The 22469-nt window shown below is 42.5% G+C and carries 13 protein-coding genes and 2 pseudogenes; 8 read left to right on the forward strand and 7 right to left on the reverse strand.

The annotated features are described in order from the left end of the window. Positions 1-121: 121 nt before the first annotated feature. Entirely contained in the window at positions 122-1141 is a 1020-nt protein-coding gene (locus WN50_RS00730) for a daunorubicin resistance protein DrrA family ABC transporter ATP-binding protein (protein WP_046279964.1), read from the reverse strand. A gap of 519 nt (positions 1142-1660) precedes the next feature. Here WN50_RS00730 and WN50_RS00735 point away from each other — a divergent pair. From WN50_RS00735 to WN50_RS00750, 4 genes are all read left to right on the forward strand, one after another. Then, positions 1661-2329, forward strand: a complete 669-nt coding sequence (locus WN50_RS00735) for a response regulator transcription factor (RefSeq protein ID WP_046279963.1) — start codon at positions 1661-1663, stop codon at positions 2327-2329. A gap of 795 nt (positions 2330-3124) precedes the next feature. Continuing rightward, complete coding sequence (locus WN50_RS35630; RefSeq protein WP_049557410.1) at positions 3125-9349, forward strand: hypothetical protein; 6225 nt, start codon at positions 3125-3127, stop codon at positions 9347-9349. 293 nt (positions 9350-9642) lie between these two features. Then, the gene (locus WN50_RS00745) at positions 9643-10344 is read left to right on the forward strand and encodes a FecR family protein (RefSeq protein ID WP_049557414.1); all 702 of its coding nucleotides are present in this window, start codon (positions 9643-9645) and stop codon (positions 10342-10344) included. 77 nt (positions 10345-10421) lie between these two features. After that, entirely contained in the window at positions 10422-11948 is a 1527-nt protein-coding gene (locus tag WN50_RS00750) for a pentapeptide repeat-containing protein (protein ID WP_160315328.1), read from the forward strand. A 7-nt stretch (positions 11949-11955) separates the two neighbouring features. Here WN50_RS00750 and WN50_RS00755 read toward each other — a convergent pair whose 3' ends face one another. The 5 genes from WN50_RS00755 to WN50_RS00775 all read right to left on the reverse strand — a co-directional run bounded on the left by WN50_RS00755 (position 11956) and on the right by WN50_RS00775 (position 16467). After that, a complete protein-coding gene (locus WN50_RS00755; protein WP_235440786.1) occupies positions 11956-13485 on the reverse strand; it encodes a polysaccharide deacetylase family protein in 1530 nt (509 codons plus the stop codon). Between the two features lie 195 nt (positions 13486-13680). Beyond that, positions 13681-14061: a hypothetical protein gene (locus WN50_RS00760; protein WP_046279961.1), complete on the reverse strand. Its 381-nt coding sequence runs from the start codon at positions 14059-14061 to the stop codon at positions 13681-13683. A 28-nt stretch (positions 14062-14089) separates the two neighbouring features. Then, positions 14090-14599 carry a crossover junction endodeoxyribonuclease RuvC gene (gene ruvC, locus WN50_RS00765; protein ID WP_046279960.1) on the reverse strand — a complete coding sequence of 170 codons (510 nt, stop codon included), beginning with the start codon at positions 14597-14599 and terminating at the stop codon, positions 14090-14092. A 57-nt stretch (positions 14600-14656) separates the two neighbouring features. Further along, a complete protein-coding gene (gene bchI / locus WN50_RS00770; RefSeq protein ID WP_046279959.1) occupies positions 14657-15760 on the reverse strand; it encodes a magnesium chelatase ATPase subunit I in 1104 nt (367 codons plus the stop codon). Positions 15761-15993: 233 nt separating this feature from the next. After that, positions 15994-16467: a GNAT family N-acetyltransferase gene (locus WN50_RS00775; protein ID WP_046279958.1), complete on the reverse strand. Its 474-nt coding sequence runs from the start codon at positions 16465-16467 to the stop codon at positions 15994-15996. Positions 16468-16653: 186 nt separating this feature from the next. On the opposite strand from WN50_RS00775, the gene WN50_RS00780 reads away from it, so the two are divergent. Both WN50_RS00780 and WN50_RS00785 read left to right on the forward strand, forming a co-directional pair. Further along, entirely contained in the window at positions 16654-17229 is a 576-nt protein-coding gene (locus WN50_RS00780) for a hypothetical protein (protein WP_046279957.1), read from the forward strand. A gap of 27 nt (positions 17230-17256) precedes the next feature. Next, positions 17257-19248 (forward strand): sister chromatid cohesion protein PDS5, encoded by a 1992-nt coding sequence (locus WN50_RS00785; RefSeq protein WP_072075528.1) that lies wholly within the window; start codon positions 17257-17259, stop codon positions 19246-19248. A 203-nt stretch (positions 19249-19451) separates the two neighbouring features. Here WN50_RS00785 and WN50_RS00790 read toward each other — a convergent pair whose 3' ends face one another. After that, entirely contained in the window at positions 19452-20573 is a 1122-nt protein-coding gene (locus tag WN50_RS00790; RefSeq protein ID WP_046279955.1) for a site-2 protease family protein, read from the reverse strand. A 475-nt stretch (positions 20574-21048) separates the two neighbouring features. Here WN50_RS00790 and WN50_RS00795 point away from each other — a divergent pair. Continuing rightward, positions 21049-21291 (forward strand): annotated as a pseudogene (locus WN50_RS00795) (hypothetical protein); the annotation flags it as partial. Between the two features lie 113 nt (positions 21292-21404). Beyond that, positions 21405-22435: pseudogene (locus tag WN50_RS35635) on the forward strand (RNA-guided endonuclease InsQ/TnpB family protein); the annotation flags it as partial. Positions 22436-22469: the final 34 nt, after the last annotated feature.

The following is a 22469-nucleotide window of genomic DNA, read 5'->3' on the forward strand; positions in this document are numbered from 1 at the left end:
TTAGGTGTCAGGTAGGGGCGGGTTCCGAGTAAATGTATGTTTTCCTACAAATAACTGACATAAACCCGGCCCGTGTCGGGTGTCACCGAACTTGGTCGGTCACTGGTCACTGTAAAACACCTTAACGCATATTCTGTTTTTTCTCAGCTTTGGGGTCACGAACCGCTACCGCCGCGAGTTCCGCATCCATTAAGGTTCGACCCGTCGCCGCGAGATAAACATCATCTAAACTGGGTCTAGATTGGGCAATCCCAAAGGTCGGTAAACCTGCATCCTTTAACGCTTGTTGTACTGTCAATAGCGCATCAGTTTGAGATTGAACCACCAAGTTGAGAGAATTTCCTTGAGCGGTATTAATAATCGCTTCAGTCACAAATGGTAAAGCTTCCAGCAGAGATTTCGCTTTTTGGGCTTCCTCCATCGGCGAAAACTCGCGAATTCTCAGAGTAATGCGATCGCCCCCGACTTGATCTTTGAGTTGAGAAGGAGTTCCCGTCGCAATCACCATCCCCTGATCAATAATCGCCACGCGATCGGCCAAAGCATCCACTTCTTCTAAATAGTGACTCGTGATCAAAACCGTAGTTCCCGCTTGACGCAACTGGCGCAGAAAATCCCAAACTGCCACACGGCTTTCAATATCTAAACCCACAGTCGGTTCATCTAAAACCAAGACATCCGGTTGATGGAGAAGTCCCGCCGCGAGGTCTAGGCGTTTACGAATACCGCCGGAATAAGTACCACTTTTCAGGTTCGCCCAATCTGCTAAACCCAATAAATTGATCACCTTGGCAATCCGATCTTTAATCGTTGGCCGAGGCAGATGATAAAGTGCCGCTTGTAATTCTAGCAACTCACGACCCGTTAGCACCTTGTCTAAGGCGACTTCTTGGGCGACATAGCCGAGGCGTTGTCGCGCTTGTCGGGGATGTTTGACTACATCTACCCCAGAGACTTCTAGGCGACCTGCATCGGGGGTGATTAACGTACACAAGGCTCGTAGAGTCGTGGTTTTACCCGCACCGTTCGGGCCAAGTAAGCCAAAAATTTCCCCCGGTTTGATTTCTAGGGAGACCTCTTTGACCGCCTCTACAGAACCATAACGTTTTTGCAGTTTTTCAATGAGAATCGCAGGAGTCATTTTACACTTCCATTGGGGACTGCCCTTGTTGATATCACTTGTATTTTAAGAGATCCCATAAAAACCCGGAGAAGTCCAACAAAAGACATCAGGTGAGGAAAACCGACTACCGGATGAGAAAAATAGATTTCCCAGTCGTATAACTACAAGGATTGATATTTTAGGGGTGCTTTTGGGAAAACTAGAGATTAAGGCAAACAGTATCTATGTATCGAGTATCTATCGGGACTGCTGATGGCGATCAATCATTGACTGTTAAGATGGAATCGATATGCAGTTAGGATGGCAATCCCAGAGCAGACAAAGCATCTACTGATGGCCAACAAAACGTTGATCTGTTGACTATAAATATTGAGGGGATCGCTTAAGGTTCTAAGAATTAAGTGTAAACGGTTACAGAAGATGAATTTTAATCCAGAGCGACTCCAGCAAATACAGGCTGCATCTTTAGGATTTCACATCCAGCATTCGTTTTGATCAATTGTCCTGAAATCATTCTCCTGAAGGAAGTTCTGTCTAATGAGTCGGATTTTGATTGCTGAAGATGAACCTCGGATCGCCGCCTTTCTCGAAAAGGGACTGAAAGCTAATGGCTACACCACAACAGTCGCTAACGATGGCGATGACGCCTTACAAAAAGCATTGGGAAATCAATTTGACTTGCTTATCCTGGATTTGAATCTTCCTCATCAGGATGGCTTTCAAATCTTGAAGCAGTTACGGGGTCAGGGAGAAACAGTCCCGATCATTATCTTAACCGCTCGTGATGATCTCGAAGATAAAGTCGCAGGCCTCGAAGAAGGGGCGGATGATTATGTGACTAAACCCTTTCGCTTTGCGGAGTTACTCGCCAGGGTTCGCGCCCGTTTGCGCCATCAAACCTCTGCACCGATGAAAGAGGAACGGGTGTTAACCGCAGGGGATATTCTCCTGGACTTGTATACTCGTCAAGCCCAAGTCGGTGATTGTCCCATCAAACTTTCTGCTAAAGAATTTCAGCTTCTCGAAACCTTGATGCGTCATCCCGAACAAGTGATGAGTCGAGAGCAACTACTGGATCGCGTTTGGGGGTATGATTACGATCCGGGATCTAATATTGTTGATGTCTATGTGGGATATCTGCGGAAAAAACTTGGAGGCGATCGCATTGAAACGGTGAGAGGGATGGGTTATCGGCTCTGTCCTTAATTTGTGGAAATATTAGGGAACCGGATTTGGAAAATCACGTCTTAAATAAAAAGGTTCTGACTCCCGGATTCAGATCGGAGCCGTTGACAACAGTCGCCCTATTAATCTTCTAAAATCTATCGAAAGATAGAGACAAAAGAGAAATTTATAAGGTAATTTTCTTAACTTTTTTTAAGGAAGCTTGACAATCCATCAAAATTAATTTTTGAGTCATTCCGTTAGATCAATCTCAACAAAAACGGAGTGACTTATTTTTGGATCAAAAAAATTTGTATGAATAAATTATAACTTTTAGATCTCAGTAAAAACACGTAAATTGCCCGATTTAATTTTAGCTATCACTTAGAGATTGATACTAAAATCCTTGCGATATGATGCTTTCAAGACTTTCTAGGGCGGATTTCAAAGTTCCGTGTTTTCACCGATGCCGTTGTTGGAGTCAGGGTGTAAAAATTGAATATGTAGGTCTAAAAAATCATAAAAATCTTCTCATCTGACCCTCATAGAGATCTTAAAACTGTTGATTAGAATCAGGGTATAGAACAAAAAGTTCGGTGTAAGGCCTCAGATTAAATCCTGAAAGATGAGAACTAAAAAATCCAAGCTGAAAGGAGGACATCAATTCAGGCTTGAAACGAAGCTAATCACAGCTCAATTCTAGGGTCTTTATCAACCGAATTCCCCCTTCTAGTCTGGGTGAAATCTCGAAGGGAAAAGTAGACTCCGGTTAGTCACTAACCTACAGATTTTTTTTGAGTAAAGTTTTTGTAATTTAACTAGAGGTTTTATTTAGCTATGGATGACTTAATTTTTGACCCCTTAACTGGCCTTCCTGTTAACGAAGAAACCCAAACCATCACAGAAGAACCCGTTGAGTCTGTGGATGTTGTACCGGGAGACTCAGACGATGAACCCGTCGAAATTACAATAGTAGAAGACGGCGATGATGAGGATGACACCGATGATGAGGATGATGATGAGGATGATGACATCGACGACAACATTGACGATATTAATCAACCCGTAGATGTCACCTCAGACGATGATATAGATGATGACATCGACGACGGTTCAGAAACGCCTGTTGATGAGACCCCCATCCCTACTGAACCCGATGGCGGAATAGGAGACGGCGCAGAACCCCTTCCCGATGAAGCGGTACAAACAGGAGTTGAACTGGATGATACAGAATCAACAGATGATATCCTGGAAGAATTATTTGATGTAGATGCTTACTTAGAATTCAACGCCGACATCAAAGCCTTAGTAGATGCAGGTCAACTGGATGCGAAAGCACACTTTGATGAGTTTGGTAAGTTTGAAGGTCGGGAATTTAGCTACATTTTTAATATCACCGAATACTCAGAGAAAAACATTGATGTTGCCCAAGTTGTCAGCCGTCAAAGTTTACTCACCCATTTCCTAGAATCTGGCATCAAAGAAGGACGGGAATTTAACAGCTTATTTAAAGTTCAGAAGTACCTAGAAAAGAATACTGACCTCGATAGCATTTTCCAAGGTGAAGGTAAATTTGTCAGTGCTATCCGTCACTTCCTGCGGTTTGGACAATACGAACAACGCGAATGCGGCGACTTCTTTAAACCCGGCGAATATCTCAGCTTTAACTCCGATTTAGAGTCTTTTGTTCAAGGTGGTCAATTCAGTCTGTTCAAGCATTTTTCTCAGTTTGGTAAGAAAGAAAGACGGGAATTTAGCAACTTCTTTAAAGTTGGTGAATACTTAGAACTCAACCAAGACCTGGTTGAATTTGTTCAGTCCGGTCAAATTAATCTGGTTGACCACTGGTTCAAGTTTGGACGGTTTGAAAATCGTGAGTTTAGCTTCTCCTTCTCGGTTTCTAAAGTTCTAGAAGTTCTGCAAATTTCTAGCATCGCTGAGTTAGATATCGAACAATTAGTTGAGTCTATTGTTAGCAACCTGAACCTCATTTTAGGCGATGATGATGACGCCGATGATGATGACGTTCCTCCTCTAGATGATGATGACACCGATGATGACACCGATGATGATGACGCCGATGATGATGACGCCGATGATGATGATGCCGATGATGATGATGCCGATGATGATGATATAGCAGGAGACGATAGCGACGACTCCGAGGTTGGCGGTGAAGGAAATGACGGTATTGTTGGAGAAGTTCCTCCTGTCAACATTCCCGGTGAAACTCCCGATGACGGTGAAACTCCCGATGACGGTGAAACTCCCGATGACGGTGAAACTCCCGATGACGGTGAAACTCCCGATGACGGTGAAACTCCCGATGACGGTGAAACTCCCGATGATGATGGCGAAGTAGAACCCGTATCTCAGGTTTATCTCAACATTAAAGTTGTTAAAGGGAACGCCGAACTGTTAGAAAAACTCGGTATTACAGGTGAAATTAGCAACGAAGAACTGCAAGACTTGTTACTCGAAAAAGACTTGTCTGACCTGAAAGGAGTCAAACTGTCTAAGTTCTTTGATGTTGATAAACTTTTGAAGGAATTTGATGCAGAAATCAAAGCTTTCTTTTCAGTTGAATCTGTTGAAACCCTGAATTTAGGACAGTTAATCCAATTCGTTCAAGAGGAAGTTGTTGGCAAAGGAAACAGTCCTTCAGCTAAAGTTAACTTTGATTATCTCAAAGCAATTCACGGCGAAAAGCTAACTGAAGAACTGGGAGAAAATCCAACTCCTGAACAAATTCTTGAATATCTAGAAGAAAAAGGAATTAAAGAAGGTTTAAATACTTCTGCTTTCCTAGACTTCAACTTCATCAAAAAACAATACGGTGAAGAAATTCGCGAAGAAATTGATGTTGAGAATGCCAGCGAACTCACCGATGAACAAGTTATCGACAGTGCGAACTTAGAAATTGAGGTTGATGTCGAATATTCTAAAGTAAAATATGCAGTTCAACTGGCTCAATTCTTTAATATTGAAATCGAGCAAGTTAGCAGCTTAGAAGTTTCTCAAATCAAGAGCTTTGTCCTCGAGCAAGAGTTAAGTGGTTCTGTATTTGACTTCAAGAAACTGCGTAAAGAACTTAAAGGATTTGAAAAAGAAATCAAAGACTTTTTCAAAGGTGGAGTTAAAGACTTCGATGACTTAACCGATGGTCAACTCAAAGCGTTCTTAAAAGGCGAAGGTTTGAAACTCGGACTGCTGAAGCAAGTGGTTGATGTTGAATACCTGAAAGAAGTCTACAAAGAAGCTTTAGAACTTCAATTTGGTGCTGATGTTACCGTTGATGAAACCTTAGAATTTATCTACGGTGGAAAACACCCTTATATCGATGAAAAATGGGTTCGTAAGCAATTCAAAGATGAACTGGAAGACTTTGCAGAATCTATCGGTAAGAAAGAAAAAGACCTGAATTTTGAGGAAATCAAAGAATACTTCTTCACGGAAGGGTTTGAAGCCGACAAACAACTGTCTGCATTCCAAGTCGAAGTTTATCGCACAGAAAATGCTTCAGCACTGACAAGTTTCTTTGAAGTAGCAAACGTTAGTTTAATCAGTTCCGAACAAGTCTACAAGTACATGGTGACGGTTGGCTTGGAACAAGGAATTGACCTTTCAACCTATATTGAAGAAGAAACTGTAGAAGTTTACCGCACAGAATTCGCTGAGAAAATCGCATCTTTCTACAATATTGAAGTCACTGAAGTTAGTGAACTTAATGTCAATGTTGTGATTGATTTTGTAGTCGGTGGTTTATCTCAAGAGATTGACTTTGACTACTTCCGTCAAACTTTTGAAGGCGATGTTCAAGCTACCTTTGGTGTAGAGTCTATTATCGAAGTTAGCAAACTGCAAATTGTTGAATTCGTCTACGAACAAGAAGGTGCAGTTGAGTTTAGCAAGTTAAACTGGTTCAACGCTAAAGAATACAAAGCAGAATTCGGAGAAGAACTTGAAGCCGCACTGAAAGAATACTATGCCGAATTCAAAGATATTTCTGAACTTTCCTTCGAGCAAGTCTTCAAGTTTGCTATCGAACACAGCGAAGAATTTAGCTTAGAAGGATTAGTTGACCTCGAGTACGTTAAAGACACTTACGCGGCTGCAATTGCTGAAGCGCTGGGTGTTGATATCGCCGCTATTACAGGTGAAGATGTTGTAACGGTTTCTGACACTGAAATTCTCGAGTTCTTAGCGGAAACAAATGTTACTGCAATTGCTGACTATGCGGATGTTGATGAAGATGGTGTCACCGACGAATTAGCAACAGAATGGTTTACACAGTCGAACGTTGTCAGTGTGGAAGGTGGAGAACAAGACATTAATTATGACTTCGTTCGCTATCAACTGACTCAGGTTATTACCGCAGAAAATCTCACCAGTGTTTCGGAAATTCTAGAGATTGAGTTAACTGCTGTCGAGGATATTGATACTCTCACGAACGAACAAGTTGCTCAGTTAATTTCTGATAGCGAGTTCGAGGAAATTCTGGGTGAAGAAACAACAATTGAACTGGTACCGGCTGAGTTTAACCTAGAGTTCGTTGTCTCTGTTTACGGTGAACAAATCATTACCGCTCTTGACTTAGAAGCGGATGCTGTAATTACTCAAGAACAAGTCATTGAATACTTCAGCACAACTTTCGCTACCGAAATTGAAGAGTTTCTGGGTGATGAAGGCGATGATGATGATGATGCTGAAGGCGATGATGATGCTGAAGGCGATGATGATGCTGAAGGAGATGATGATGCTGAAGGCGATGATGATGCTGAAGGCGATGATGATGTAGAAGGAGATGATGATGCTGAAGGCGATGATGATGTAGAAGGAGATGATGATGCTGAAGGAGATGATGATGCTGAAGGAGATGATGATGCTGAAGGCGATGATGATGTAGAAGGCGATGATGATGTAGAAGGAGATGATGATGCTGAAGGAGATGCTCCCTTTACCGATGCGGATGTTCTAGAATACATCAAACAACTCGATGTTACAACGGTTGCTAAACAAGTCGAAGTTGATGAAGAGTACGTTGAGTTCCAACTAAACAGTTTAGTCGAAGCAGGAACCGTTACCGTCGAAGAAATTAACACCATCCTCTCTGTTACAGTTACCAATGTTGAAGAACTGACTGCTCAACAACTGGTTCAACTGTCTGGAAGCGAAACATTCCAAAGCTTTGAACTCAAACTGGTTCAGTCTGAAATTAGCTACGAATATATTCGTCAAACGCAGACTACCGAAATTGCGACATTCTATGAAGTCTCAGAAGACGATGTTCTGCGGGGAGAAGTTGTTCCTCTGACGGATGCGGATATTCTCGATGGTTTAGATGATACCTTCGCTAACCTCGATGTTAATTACCTGAAATATCAAATCTCGCAGTTAACGGTTGAACAACAAAATCAATTGTTAGCAGAGTTTGAAATTGAAGTCACCGATATCTCTAAACTCAGCGTTAAACAGGTCGTTGATATCTGCTTCAGTCGCGAGTTCGAGGAAATTCTCGGAGAAGAAAAGGTCAAATATAGTCCTATTGACCTCGACAAATACCGTGAAGATAACGCAGAAGAAATCGCCAAGTTCTATCACGATATGGATGATGACTCTGATGATGATTCGGATGATGATTCGGATGACTCTGATGATGATTCGGATGATGATTCTGAAGAAATGGATGATGATTCCGATGATGATTCCGATGATGATTCCGATGATGATTCTGAAGAAATGGATGATGATTCCGATGATGACTTGGATGATGATTCTGACGACTTGGATGATGATTCCGATGATGACTTGGATGATGATTCCGATGATGACTTGGATGATGATTCCGATGATGATTCTGATGATTCTGATGATGGCGTAGGTGATAACGTTGATGACCCCGACGACATGGAAGGTGGAGAAGTCGATGTTACTTCCATCCCCGATAAAGACTTAATCAAGTTCATGTTCGGTAAGGGATGGAAAAACGGAATCAACCCGTTAGAATATGTCGATGAAGACTCTGAAAACTACCTGCGAGAAGAATTTAAACATGAACTCGCAGAACGGTTTGAAATTGCGGTTGAACAAGTTGCAGAACTTCCTTCTGAAATGGTTGTCGGAGGTGTGTACAGCAAGTTTGTTGCAAAAGAAGAAGTCGATGTCGAGTTCTACAAATCTACCCAAAAGACTGTTTTAGAAGCCAATTTTGGAGTTTCAGTTGAGGAACTCAGCGAAACTCAAATTGTTGAACACGCTTCAACCTACGGCTTGGCAAATAGCTTAGAATTGTCTCCGGTTGATGTTCATGGATTTGTCGAAGAATATAAGTCAGAAATCGCTGAACACTTCGAGATTTCTGTTGAAAAAGTCGCCGAACTTGATGCTTCAGTTGTCAAGACGTTCATCTTAGAAACAGCAACCGAAATTGGTTTAGATGTCGGAGGGTTCGTTAACCTCGAATACTATCGCGGTTTAGAAGAAGTGGTTGAAAACTACCGAGTTGAACAGGTTTATTCCTTCAACTATGAAGCTGCTTTCGAGTATACCGAAACACAAGCAGTCAGCACTTCTGCTATTCTCGATACTGAGTGGTTCCGCCAAGAAAATGCTGCGTTGATTGAGCAAAATCTAGAGGAACTTGATACTGATGAAAGCGGTGAGGTTGAAGATGATGAATTAATCGGTGAAATGCAGGGTCAATTCCTCGAAGAAGGTTTAGAAACTGATGACTCTTATGACCTCGATGAATACATCGCAGAAAATGGAGATGTCCTGACTGATTTCTACGGTAAACCTCTCGATGAAATTAGTAACCGTCAAGTTGTTGAGTATGCTTTCGGTGCAGGTTTAGAAGAGGGTGTTGACCCCTACAGCAATGAATTCCTGACTGAAAATCCTGAGTTACAATTGGATACATTCGTAGCTCAAAATGCTCAACAGTTGACTCAATTCTACGGGGTTCAAGAAGTGACTCAAATCAACTTCTATCAAGCCTATCAATATCAAGTTTCCTTCGGTTTAGTGGGTACGACAACTGATTCTTCTGAAGGAATTGTCTAACGGTTAGCCACCTTCTTCCGCCTTCCTAGTTCAACTGGGGAGGTGAGAAAACCCCTCTCGTCACAATTGGTCTAAAATAAACGAGGTGTTAGGTCTTCGGACTTAGCACCTCATTTTACTGTGACCCGTGTTTTCAGTCATATAAAACGGGTCTAGTCAGATTAGATTTACAGTGATAAATTTAGGAGATTAACTATCCCGAAATACTTCTGTTTTCGTTGAAAAGTTCATCGACAGACAAGTAAACCATTCATAGAGAAAGGAGAGAGGAGATGAGGAGTTCACTTAAACCCATGAAATCTCGTTTAGGCGGATTAGGAGTTGCCCTAACCATCGCTTTTGCGGCTATTGAGGCGATCGCACAAATCGATTTAGCAATCCTAACAGAAATTCTCGGAGATAACAACGAAGTCTTTATCGAAAACCAAGTTGCCCAAGAAAACGATAATGCGACTATCGGCGAAGAAGTCCGCACCGAACAAGCCCGAGCGCAGATTGATTTTAACACAGGCGCATCGGGACGAATCACCGAAAATTCTGCGATTGTTGTGGGTCAATGTATCGAAGTCCAACAAGGGGTTTTAGTGGCTTCAGGCCCTGCTAACGGTTGTCTTTCCGGGTTCGCTGTCGGTGTCCAAGGAACGATTTATTTAATGAGTGCTGATGAAGACGGAATTGGTACAATAAACGTTTTAGAAGGTGAAATTCAACTGGCTCTCCAAGATAACCCCGATGACCCCAACGCCCTAACCATTACAGCCGGACAGAGGGTTGCAAGCTTAACACAGGGTTTAGCGCTGGCGGAAGTTCTGATAGAACAAATGACCAAAGAAGAATACGAAGCGATTATTCCCGGGCCGTTATTTAGAGGGTATCAAAATCCATTACGGGATCAAGATAAAATTGATGAAGTTTGTAAACGGCTTTATGGAAGTTGTCTGGCTGTGGGAAGTGAACCGCCACAACCCCCCACACCCGTTCGAGGTCTATGGTAAGAATACATTAAGATTTGAGAAAGCACGGGTTGTCGTCAACTCGTGACTTCTTTTTAAGCGGTAGAAGCAGTATGACCTTGAAACGACCCAAACGTGTAAAATGGTATCAGTGGAAAAATATCTTTCAACGATCGCCTTTATTTCACTCCTTTGATAAATGTCTGTGGTTTCGCATTTACCTGGCGTTAGTCATTGCTTATATTGGTCTACTGTTTGTTAACCGCATTGAAAACTGGGTTGCAGGTGAAACCATTTGTCAGGTACAAGACACGGCTTTACATTGTATTACTCAGGAAATCCTCTCGCTGATTACCGTTGACCATATCGAAAGCTTCAGTATTTCAACGGTTGCGGTTTTATATTTACTCGAAAGTCGTAAACGCCGACAACGGGCGATTTATGAAGCATGGCAGGTGGTTGATAGTGCTGCAACTTCAGGAGTTTCAGCTAGTCGAGCTAGACTAAAAGCCCTCGAAGACCTCAATAATGAAGGTGTTTCTCTCGATGGACTCGATATTTCTCAAGCCTATCTCAAACAGATTAACCTATCGGGCGCCAGTTTGAGCGAAGCGAACTTAGAGGGAGCCAACTTACAAGGCTCTAGCCTGAGTCATGCTAATCTCAGTGGAGCGAATTTACAAGGTGCTGACTTACAAGGTGCCAATCTCCATGAAACGAACTTCACAGGTGCCAACCTCACAGGTGCCAACCTCGAAGGGGCGAACCTCAAATGTGCAGACTTTCAGGGTGCTAACTTGCAAGGAAGCCATCTCAAACAAGCCTATTCTCTACGAAAAGCTAAATTTGTACAAGCCAACCTCTCGGCTGTGGATTTTCAGGGCGTTAATTTACGCGGAGCCAATCTCAAACAGGCTAATTTGTGCGAAGCTAATCTCACGGATGCGAATCTCTCTGAAGCGAATTTAGAGCAAGCAGAATTGATGGGCGCTGAACTCCAAGGTGCAAATGTAAAAGGGGCGAACCTACGTCAAGCCTATTTAGTGAGAACAAACCATTTACGAGAGGTTCAAAATTTGCGAGAAGCAGACTTACAAGGGGCGAATTTAACTCGGGCGAACTTGCGGGATGTTAACCTACAACAAGCTAAACTGGAAAAGGCTAACTTGCAACTCGCTATCTTACAGGGAGCTGATTTGAGGGAAGCTAACTTAACAAAAGCGAACTTGAGAGAAGCGAAACTTCAAGAGGCTAAACTTCAAGGGGCTAACTTTGAACGGGCTAATTTAGAAGCTGCAAATTTAGCTCAAGCCAACTTTCAAGGTGCAAATTTGACTGATGCGAATTTGTGTGGAGCCTGTTTGAATCATACTCAATTCTATCAAGCTATTCTGATTAGAGTTGATTTTTATTCCGTTGATGACCTGTTTGACACGGATTTTCAAGATGCTAATTTTAAAGAAGCTAACCTCAAAGGTGCTAATCTCCGAGGTGTTCATCTGAAAAATGCGAACTTTCACCAAGCCAACCTCAAACACGCAAATTTGAGCGATGCGGAAATTATCAACCCTCTACAAATTCAATCGGCTCAAAATTATTGGGAGGCTGAATACAATGACGATTTTCGCAAAAAAATTCATCTCTAATTGGCTCTTAAATTTGACATAAATCAGATGAGATTTCCTCAACAGATTTATGATGATTTTCAGAGGAATTCTTCCCTACAGTTTTGGGAAAAACACCTTTCTGATAAGCTGTAATTTGAGTAGGTGTCAGCAAATCCATAAAATCTGCAAGTTCGCTATAGGTAATACATTGAACTTCGGGTTGACCACAAACGGCTTCCGCAAACTGAAATAACGCATTCCAATAGGCACCGTTATTCCAAGCTGAAAAATGATGACCAATATGTATGGGGGCGCGATTTCCGTTATAGTTACTCTCAAAATAGTTCATATAAGTTTTGAACATATCTTCTTCATACCGTTTGGCTTGACTGGGGTTAGGTTTTGCCTTAGAATGAAGATAATAAAAGTTATAATCCATTGACAATAAACTTTGTTTGGTTAAAGCAGTTGTAATACTCGCTAACGGAAAATTCCAAACGCCGTTTTGTTTTTGCGGCCAATAGTTAAGTTGGTTCGAGCGACTGGTATCATACCGAAATCCTTCTTTTTCTAAGGTTTTAAATAAACCGGGACTGATTCCTAATTCCGGCGCTCTAAATCCTTGAATTGCACTGCGGTCAAAGGCGAGACGACCTGTTAAACCGTTGAGTTGATAAGCGTCAAAAATGAACTTTTCAAAGTATTCAAACTCTTTTTTCCAGTCGGCTTCACTCCAGTTATTGCCGTTAAAATGACCAACAGCATGGGAAGCAATTTCATGTCCGTCTTGATAGGCTAAATTAAGCTGTTCGAGTCGTTGTTTCACTTCATCGGCTGAACCGCCCCAACCAATGGCTGAACGTCCGAGACCCTTTCCTGCTGGGGCATCGTAGAGTTTGCGGTTGTCATTGTTGACAAAATAAACGGCACTGATAAAATAAGTAAAGCGGAGATTAATGTCTTTCTGTTCTAACGTTTTTGCAAAGTTTCGGGACTTGTTCCAGGCCTCTAGAGAACTAGAACCATCGAAGGCTAATAATACAAATTGTGGAGGAACTTCTGGGGGTTGTATTAATCCTTCATTTCGCAAAATTTGAGACAAAAATCGACTATCCCAACGATTAGATTGACAAGAATTTCCCCCATCTGCGTTAGTACAAGCTGTTACTAATTGTTGAGGAAAAGGGCCGATAGCATTCTTTCCTTCTACACAATAACCTGTAATCGAATTGAAGCGAGAACCATCAGGACAGCGTTGATTTCCGTAGGCTTTGAGAAAGAGTGTTTCCGACCATTGGTTATTATTGCAGCTACTTCCGCCTCCCCAGTCAACACATTTTTCAATCATTTTTTGGGTGACTGGCCCCCATGCGGTTTTGCCATCTGAACAATAATATCCGCCTTTATCATTAACCTGTTTTGTTTCAAAAATGGGGGAGTCTGCAACAACTTCTTTAGATACTTTGGGTTGGGTTTCTATTTCTTGGAGAGAAACACTTGATGAGGTTGTACAAGCGGAGAGTGACAGGAATAAACCCCAGTAAATAAAACCCTGATGCCATAAGTTTAACTTCAATTTTCTCAGCACATTAAACCCCTTGGTGAGACCGTTTGAACACCCATCAGAAAAGTCTTTGAAATTTGGACATTAAAAAATGCGTTAACGCCTCGTCTTTGAGGGTTAACTTTGATGGGTATTTTAAGCGAAAAACTGAGTTGAAGTCAAGAGGTTTAGGCTAATTTTGGGTTAATTTTGTGTTGGGTTCATTCTTTAAGAGGACAGCTTGTATTCTAAGGGTTCACAGAATTGCTGAATACCTGTTTTTATCGCATAGATAACAACGGGAGTCACCAACAGTTGGGGACAAGTATTTTGTGCAATTAAATGTCCAACCATTTTACTAATATTCCCTTGCAACAATTCCTCGCGGTATTCTTGATGACAAATTGTCACCCGATATCGCTTTGCTACACCATCCAACCAATTTTCTGAGGTTGTCGGTGTTTGTCCCACTTGGATAGCGAGGGAAATGGCTGCATCTTCAATATCTCCTTCACAGTCTTCTATGGTATCCAAGGCTTCTAAGGCTTGCGGATATTCTGAGAGTTGGGAACGAAATTGAGCAATTTCTTGAGACGTTAAAATAACCATCTATCCTAAATTGATATTTTTTTCTATTTTATAGCTTAGGAACCATTTCATCATCAAACCAAGCCGTTAAAGCAACAGCTAAAGCATCGGCTGCATCATCGGGTTTCGGAATTTTATCTAAGTCTAACTCTCGGGCAACAGCATTTTGGACTTCTCGTTTGTCGGCGTTACCGTAACCTGTTAACGCTTGTTTAATTTGGGGAGGCGTAAACTCAACCAAGGGAATTTTTTCTTGGGCTAAAACCAACATTAAAATCCCTCGGGCTTGAGCGACGGGAATGGTACTTCCCATGCGATAAAAAAACAATTTTTCTGCAACCGCTAAATCAGGTTTAAACTGTTCAATTAACGTGTGTAAATCATCATAAATCGTACAAAGACGCTTTCCCATTTCCTGATGAGCGGGTGTTTTAATCACACCAAAATCAACAAGAGAAACGGAATAACGGCCATCCCGTTCCCTTGTATTTTCACAATGAATCACACCAAAGCCCAAAGTCGCGAGTCCCGGATCAAATCCAATAATACGTCTTGGCATGGGTTAGGGGTTTTTAAAGGTTTAATGTTCCACTTTCTAGCCCTTTAACCCCCTAAATTAATTCCCCTCCCCGGGTTCGGGTAAACCAAATACTTGACGGAAAACTTTCTGGACTTTATATCCTGAATCTATCGACTCTAAGGGATCTTTTCGCAGACGATGACGCAAACATAACGTAATTACCCGACCAATATCTTCGACTGTTACCTCTGTGCGACCTTCTAGGGCGGCTAAGGCTTTGGCGGCGCGGTTTGTAACAATATCCCCTCGCAAGCCGTCAACATCCAATTCTGCACAAACTTGAGAAATTTTGACTCGAAAATCATAGTCAATTTCTACAGAAGAAAGTCTTTCTTGAGCGTCAATAATCGTCTGTTGTAGTTGTTCTTGATCGCTGACATACTGATCGAGAAATTCTTTAGGTTGGCGATCAAAAGCAGTGCGTTGTTCAACAATTTTCACCCGCAAATTCGGTTCTTTAACCGTGCGAATTTCCGCGTGCATTCCAAAACGATCTAACAGTTGAGGGCGTAATTCACCTTCTTCTGGGTTTCCTGAACCGACTAATACAAATCGCGCTGGATGACGAATCGAAATTCCTTCTCGTTCAACCGTATTCCAACCACTGGCCGCAGAATCTAATAATACATCAACTAAGTGATCATCTAACAGGTTCACCTCATCAACATAGAGGATACCGCGATTCGCTTTGGCAAGTAAACCCGGTTCAAAGGCTTTCACCCCTTCGGCTAAGGCTTTTTCAATATCAATCGTGCCACAAACCCGATCTTCCGTCGCCCCCAGAGGTAAATCAACCATCGGTACTTTTTTACGCGCGACGGGAACTGAGAGTTGGTTGAAAACTCGTTCACGCACGCTATCACTCATCAATTCGGGATCGTCTGGATGGCTATTGAAGGGATCATCTGCAACGATATCAATTTCGGGTAATAAGTCAGCTAACGCTCTAATTGTAGTCGATTTGCCCGTTCCGCGATCGCCCATAATCATCACACCACCGATTTTAGGGTCAATCACATTCAGCAGCAAAGCCAGTTTCATCTCTTCCTGACCGACAATCGCCGTGAAGGGGAAAACAGCACGACGGGCTAGGCTAGCTGTTGATTTTGCATTTTCAGTCGTGACGACAGTTGAACTCACAGTTTTTCAATTCTCTATTCCGATGTACCGCCTTTTATTGTCTCATATATTTGTAGGGGCGAGTTTATCAATTGGACTTTGGATAAATCAGCTCGTCAAACCGTTCAGGCGTATCCCCTCTTGATCTCCCTTTTTAAGGGAATCCCCCCGCCTGCGGCTTCCCCCCTTTTTAAGGGGGGCTAGGGGGGATCTAAGGGGGGATTAATTAAATGCAGCTTCATAAAAAATCGGTATTACATCCCCTGAACAGCTAGCATCTTACGGTAAACAATCTTATCGTCGCCAATATCGTAGAAATCACGAATTCGCGCTTCCTCATCGTAACCGCACTTGCGGTAGAATGCCCGTGTGCGCTCGAAACTGGGCAGCCCAGAGGTTTCTACCAATAGCACGCGCTCACCCCGCCCCATCAACGTTTGTTCAACCTGGCGCAGCAATGCGGAACCCCGTCCTTGTCCCTGATAGTCGGGGCGGATGGCGATCAACAGCAAATTCCACGTCCCGTTGGTCATCCGTTCGGGGGCGCAGTAGGCCACCCCTACCAGCCCATTTTCATCGTCGGTAATGCAGATGTCATCGCTATTACCGTTGAAGTAGTCGGCGAACATTTTATCGAGTTCCTCAAGTTCGTTTGGTTCAAAGCTAATTGTGTCTTTGGCTAGGGCGATCAGTTCGGCTGTATCATCGGGAGTAATGGGTCGAATCATCGCAATTAACAATTTTGTAGGGGCGGGTTTCGCCTAAATACTAAAGTTTAGACTAAAGTTTGAACAATAACTTGATATCAAAGGTATCTTATCAAAAAAAAGGCAGTTGTCAGCTAATTGGCGATCATTGGGTTGACTGTATATATTGGATTTAGAACAAATTATCATTTAGGGGTATTTTAATCTGTGGCACAGTCCAAACAGAGCGGATTAATTTTACTGAAACTCGCCCTATTGGGTCTTTCTTTTCCCGTCGCGATCACAAGCTTTTCCCCAACACACGCCAACCCAAAACCGAATAATAGTTGGGAATATGCTCAAGCCATCGATCAACCTACACCTCAACCTAACACTTCTGCTGAGTCAGAAAAAACAAATCAACTCACCGAAGATAAAACAGAAGTCGAATCAGAAAATAATCAGGAGAAGAAGCAACAATGGTGGTTGCTTTCAATTCCCGTGTTGGCTGTTTTGTACTTGGGAACTCTCCGGTTTCGTCCCCTGTGGTTGCTGTCGCTCCCGGCGGAATTTAGCATACCTCAAACGCCCATAAACCCGCCGATGAAAATACCCGTTGGTCTTTTACGCTTTCTAAAATATCGTCCTCGGGTATTAGATGCTTGGGTTGAGAAGCATCTGGAAACGTTTCAGAAGAATTTTTTAAAAGAAGAAACGGTTGATGATCGAAAGGATTACGTTGCGGTTCCGGTGATATTAAATGATAAAGAAATTGATGAAATAACCCCCGAAAATTTAAGCTAAACTTTTAAGAACGATAAGCGAATACGAGTGCTAATCAAGGGCGAGGGCGGATCGGGAAAAACAACCATAGCCTGTGAAATTGCTAAATGGGCAATGGAAAAAAATTCCGAACTAGCCGGACATTCTATGTTACCCATTTTAATAGAAAAAGACCTGGACTCGAATGCTGAAGAAAATACTACGCCTCTCACAAAAACTGTTGTAAACCTTCTTCAAGAATTAACCGACAGCGAACAAAAGTTTACCGATGAACTATTGGTTGAACAACTTCTCCGACAGCGCCGAATTTTATTAATTGTAGACCATTACTCGGAGATGAGTCCACAAACTCGCGAACAAATCGATTTTGACGGTGAAGATTTTCCGGCGAATGCTTTTATTGTCACTTCCAGAACCGATGAAACGTTTAGAGGAATTGACATCAAAATAGAGACTTGCCGCTTTGATGGGGGAAAATTAGCTTACTTTATTGAGCAGTATTTAAAGAAGCGCGAAAAGTGGAATTTGTTTGAGGAAGATCAGGAGGATTTTTTACAAGAATGCTCCCAACTTACCCGCATTGTAGGCGAACGGAAAACCATTACCGTTTTGCTGGCAAAGCTTTATGCCGAGCGGATGATTAATGAAAACGAGCCTACAGAAGTAAACAACAATTATTCTGCGTCTAAGCTAGATAATATCCCCGACTTGATACTGGACTATCTTGACAAGCTGAATCTTCAAGGTGAAAGAGCGACGAACAATAAATATCCGACAGTCAAAGAGGATGCTAAAGTCATTGCTTGGAAATGTTTAGAAAAAAGCTACAAGCCATCCCAAGCCAACCGCGAGGAGGTAGTAACAGCTTTGGGTAACAATGCGGAATCATGCCTTGACTATTTTGAGAAATATCTCCGTCTGATCAAATTCGTAGGATACGGAGAAGATAGAAGAGATAGAGATAAAATCCGTTTTGCTTTAGACCCCGTAGCCGAGTATCTAGCCGCCCTATACTTGCTACAAAATGACTTCAAAGATGACCCGGAAAAATGGAAGAAGTTCTTAGCGGCAGCCCAGAAAAAATCGGAGAATAAAGAGGAAATCAAAGGCTTTTTGTTAGCGGTTCGAGATTGCTGTTTGGCTAAAGGTTCTGAATTTAGAGTCCCCAGTTTTGTAGCAGAGGAAATGGGTAAACTAGCCGGACTGGACTTAGAAGCTTTAGAACAAGAACGAGAGCGCCGACGAATTAAACGCCTTATCCGCAACTTATTTGCTCCAGAAGCTACGGTAGATGATCGGCTGGACGATCTTAGAAAAATTGGAGCCAGTGGTTCAGTCGCTAAATTTGCCGCTCGCGATCTTGTCACTGTTCTGACAGATGAAAATGAAGATGTGCGTGAAGCTGCGGCAAGAGCGTTGGGCAATTTGGGCGATACTTCCCCAGTCGTGATAGCAGGGTTAGTAGCCTGTCTTCAAGATGAAAATGAACCTGTGTGTAAGGCTGCGGCAAGAGCGTTGGGCAATTTGGGCGATACTTCCCCAGTCGTGATCGAAGGGTTATTAGCCCGTCTTCAAGATAAATATAAATATGTGCGTAAGGCTGCGGTCGAGGCGTTGGGCAAATTGGGCGATACTTCCCCAGTCGTGATAGCAGGGTTAGTAGCTTGTCTTCAAGATGAACATTGGAATGTGCGTAAGGCTGCGGCTAGGATGTTGGGCGAATTGGGCGACAGTTCCCCACCCATAATACAGGGGTTATTAGCCCGTCTTCAAGATAAAAATGCACGTGTGCGTGAGGCTGCGGCTAGGGCGTTGGGCAAATTGGGCGATACTTCCCCAGCCGTGATACAGGGGTTAGAAGCCCTTCTTCAACATAAAAATAAAGATATGCGTCAGGCTGCGGTGGAGGCGTTGGGCAAATTGGGCGATACTTCTGATCCCGTGATCGAGGCGTTATTAGCCCTTCTTCAAGATGAATATGAAGGTGTACAAGAGACTGCGAGAGAGGTATTAACTAAATTGGGTCATCCTCCTGATTAAATCTTGTTGGTTAACGGTTTGGGTAGCCCACCCGAAAAGCCCCTACCCAGTTTTCGGACTTCACCAAAATCAGAAGGGACGCATCACCATGCGCCCCTACTACAGTTTTGAACTTGACTGGGAGAATTCAGGTACATCCCAAAAACCCGGTTTCTTCGAGAAACCGGGTTTTTAATTGAGGGTTAGTTACAATGCTTTGAAATTTAAGCGGGTTTGGCTTCAGCGTTGCGTTGTAACACTTGGCGAATTGAGGCTTTTTCAATTAACCCGACTAACATTCCATTTCGCATCACGGCTAATTCATTAATTTGTTCTTTTTCAAATAAAGTAACAACATCGAGTAATGAACGTGTGGCTTCTACCGTTTGGGAAAGTTCAATGGGTTGCATCAGGTCTTTGACTTGAGTGGTCGGCCATTGAGAGGTGGGAATAAATCTCATCTGATCGACTTGAAATTGACCTAACAATTGACCTTCGTTATTAACAATAAAGAACCGTCTGGCTTGAGCTTTTCCGATGATATATTCATTGGCTAATTCGCGCAAGGATAAATCCTCAGAAATAATCGGAGTATCGTTACTCAGGGCATCTTCTGCGGTGAACTCAGAAAGTTTGCTGCGTAATGTGGCATCTTGGGCTAAAACCCCTGCATTTTGTAACAGGAACCAACCGATTAAGATTGTCCAAAAGTTGGGGAATTGACCGAAGAATAACGCCGGAAGGAATCCTAATGCGATCGCTGTCCATCCCAAGGCTTGACCGACTCGGCTTGCCCAAATTACACCTGTATACTGTTTTCCTGTAATTTTCCAAACGATGGCTTTAAGCACGTTTCCACCATCAAGCGGTAAGCCAGGAATCAGGTTAAATAATGCCAGGGCGAGGTTAATATAAGCCAGTAGACCCACCATTGCCCCTAACGGCCCTGTTGTTGCGATACTTGCACCAATTCCACTTAGAAGTAGAAATAACAGAATACTCACCGCAGGGCCAGCGATCGCAATCCAAAAGGCACCACCGGGGGTTTTAGCTTCTTTGTCTAAACTCGCCAGTCCACCAAATAGAAATAACGTAATTGATTTAACGTTAATTCCTTGTTTGATCGCGACAAAACTATGTCCGAGTTCGTGGGCTAATACTGATGCAAATAATAGCAGAGCGGCGACTAAACCGAGTAAAGCTGCACTCACCCCGCCCAAGGTGGGAAATTCGGATGCTAGGTTGGTTCCGTAACTAAATGTCATTAATCCGAGTACGATAAACCAGGAAGCATTCACATAGAACGGAATCCCGAATAAGTTACCTACACGTATAGAGTTATTCATTAAGAATGACCTCTGAATTCATCTTGTTTAAAAGGTGTATTACCTTAATTTAATCTATGAACCTATCGTAACGAAATGTAAACGGTTCGCGCAATCCGTCATTATTCGTATGTACCGTCTATTTTAGTACGGTTTTCGCCGAGTTTTCTCTAAGATATATTCCGATTGAAAGATTTTTATGCTCTGGTAGCGAAAAAGTGGTATAATTACTCTTGTGATAGAAATCACAGTATATGAAGAAGCAAGTCACTAGGTTTTTCTAGTGCTGTCACCAAAACGTAATTCAATTTGTCACAGATTAAATTAACAAAATGGAAGATGATTAAGGGTGATGAAAAATTAAATTTTAACGAATGCCCTTAATTAATCTTCTTCCTGGTGCTGTTTACCAAGAGAAGCAGGTTTAGAGCAAGGTCGTTCACGACGGATTATTTTATGCTAACATAAGTTTATCGTGGCTTGATGTCGATAATCTATGCTTGTGTATGAAATGAAGCTGCAAGGAACGCAATACCAGTACAGAAAGTTAGACGAAGCTATCCGTACTGGTCGTTTCGTTCGCAACAGCATCATCAAAGCATGGATAAATGGTCAAGTTAAAAGCCGCAACGATGCCTATCGCTACTGCAAACTGCTGTCAGACAACCCCGACTTTCCTTGGGTAAACAAACTCAATTCTATGGCTCGACAAGCACACGCAGAGAGAGCTTGGGCATCAATTTAAAAACGGATAGAGAAGCGGAAGAACGGATTAACTTAACTGTAAAACCCATAGATCTTGGCATCTCACAGATAGCTTAATCCGTTAAATCCTTATCCTATCTGTTTTAAATTGAACGATTTTATCAAAATTGTCGGCAAAAAATACCGGGCCAAAAGCGGTGCGATCTCCCGGCTTTGCAAGCCCCTAAAGGAAGCGCACCAATAAAAGGCTTTCCCAGCTTTAAAAAGTATCAAGTCAGAGCTTCTGTTGAATACAAGACATCGGGTTGGGTGCTTTCAGAAGATAGACGCTATTTAACGTTTTCTGATAAGTTTCAAGCGGGTACATTTAAGCTTTGGGGAAGTCGAGATTTGCACTTCTATCAACTCCAACAAATTAAACGAGTTAGAGTGATTAGAAGACACGATGGATATTATGCCCAATTTTTGATAGACCACACCAGAAAGGAAAACAAAGAACTCAGTAACAAACAAACAGGTTTGGATGTCGGTTTAAACCATTTCTACACTGATTCAACAGGTAAACAGGTAGAGAATCCCCGTTTTCTAAGAAAAGATGAGCGACGAATTAAAAAGCTGCAACGTCGGTTATCAAGAACAAAAAAGGGAAGTCAAAACCGTAAAAAAGCCAGAAATCGGTTAGGAAGGGCGCATCTAAGAGTTTCACGCAGGCGTCAGAATCGGGTCTGTAAACAGGCTCAACACGTCATCCAGTCTAACGACTTGGTAGCGATTGAAAACCTACGGATACGCAATCTGGTTAAAAACCATCATTTAGCCAAGTCAATTAATGATGCTGCTTGGTACAGATTTAGAGAATGGCTAGAATATTTTGGGAGAATTTATGGGGTTCCGGTGATTGCCGTTGAACCTGCATACACATCTCAAAATTGTTCAAATTGCGGTGAAAAGGTTGTCAAAACTCTCAGTACCCGGACTTCACGAATGTCCTCACTGCGGGTATGTAGCAGACCGAGATGAAAATGCCGCCAAAAATATTCTGAAATCTGCATTAAAACAGTTAGCAAATACCGTCGGGCAGACGGAAATCAACGCCTCCCGAGAGACTGACCTCTGCTTGGACGGGGAAACCCAACCCTTGTAAGTCAACTCAACGAAAGAGGAAGCCCAAACAGTGATGTTTGGAATCTCCGTTGTTTACGACGGAGAGGA

It is taken from the genome of Limnoraphis robusta CS-951 (assembly GCF_000972705.2).

What these genes read in the sequence shown, in the direction of transcription:
- ruvC (WP_046279960.1), bottom strand. Translation starts at nt 14,599, where the DNA reads ATGCCAAGACGTATTATTGGATTTGATCCGGGACTCGCGACTTTGGGC.
- WN50_RS00775 (WP_046279958.1), bottom strand. Translation starts at nt 16,467, where the DNA reads ATGATTCGACCCATTACTCCCGATGATACAGCCGAACTGATCGCCCTA.
- WN50_RS00760 (WP_046279961.1), bottom strand. Translation starts at nt 14,061, where the DNA reads ATGGTTATTTTAACGTCTCAAGAAATTGCTCAATTTCGTTCCCAACTC.
- WN50_RS00745 (WP_049557414.1), top strand. Translation starts at nt 9,643, where the DNA reads ATGAAATCTCGTTTAGGCGGATTAGGAGTTGCCCTAACCATCGCTTTT.
- WN50_RS00735 (WP_046279963.1), top strand. Translation starts at nt 1,661, where the DNA reads ATGAGTCGGATTTTGATTGCTGAAGATGAACCTCGGATCGCCGCCTTT.
- WN50_RS00790 (WP_046279955.1), bottom strand. Translation starts at nt 20,573, where the DNA reads ATGAATAACTCTATACGTGTAGGTAACTTATTCGGGATTCCGTTCTAT.
- WN50_RS00730 (WP_046279964.1), bottom strand. Translation starts at nt 1,141, where the DNA reads ATGACTCCTGCGATTCTCATTGAAAAACTGCAAAAACGTTATGGTTCT.
- WN50_RS35630 (WP_049557410.1), top strand. Translation starts at nt 3,125, where the DNA reads ATGGATGACTTAATTTTTGACCCCTTAACTGGCCTTCCTGTTAACGAA.